The sequence below is a fragment of the Caballeronia choica genome, from assembly GCF_001544535.1.
Taxonomy (GTDB): domain Bacteria; phylum Pseudomonadota; class Gammaproteobacteria; order Burkholderiales; family Burkholderiaceae; genus Caballeronia; species Caballeronia choica.
Genome location: NZ_FCON02000597.1, coordinates 1 through 626, shown reverse-complemented (window position 1 = coordinate 626; position 626 = coordinate 1). Strand labels below are relative to the sequence as shown.

Below are 626 nucleotides of genomic sequence, written 5' to 3'. Positions count from 1 at the left end.
GTGTTTTGCGTGGACGAGAAGACCGCGATTCAGGCGCTGGACCGCAAGGACCGGATGTTGCCACTCTCGCCCGGGCGTGCCGAGAGTCATGGCTTCGAATACAAGCGCAATGGCACCCTGAGTTTGTTCGCCGCGCTGAACACGGCCACTGGCGAAGTGCTGGGCAAGACTGCATCGCGCCACACCAGTGCCCAGTTCGTCGCCTTCCTCACTGAGGTTGTGTCGGCCCACCGCGCCACGCAAGAAATTCACGTGATCTGCGACAACCTCAGCAGCCACAAAACACCGGCTGTCCAGACGTTCCTGCTCGATCATCCCAACGTCACGATGCATTACACACCCACCTATTCGTCATGGCTGAATCAGGTTGAGAACTGGTTTGCTCGAATTCAGCGCGACGTCATCACGCGCGGCGTGTTCACCAGCACCAAAGACCTCGACAAAAAACTCATGCGCTATATCCGTCAGTACAACAAGCAAGCCGCACCGTTGAAATGGAAGTACGCCGACCCCAAGCGCCGCATCCGGTGCGATTCATCCAGTTCAACGGACTAGTACAACATCCCGTAAATAGATTGAATAAATAAGCGCCTCGATTATCATGACGGGATGAGCCGAGGCCGCCA

1 protein-coding gene is annotated in these 626 nt (G+C 56.4%); it reads left to right on the top strand.

Annotated elements, in window-relative coordinates; translation table 11 throughout:
- Positions 1–555 (top strand): IS630 family transposase (locus AWB68_RS45920; RefSeq protein WP_125483342.1); only part of this gene is annotated, 555 nt, incomplete at its 5' end.
- Positions 556–626 lie beyond the last annotated feature (71 nt).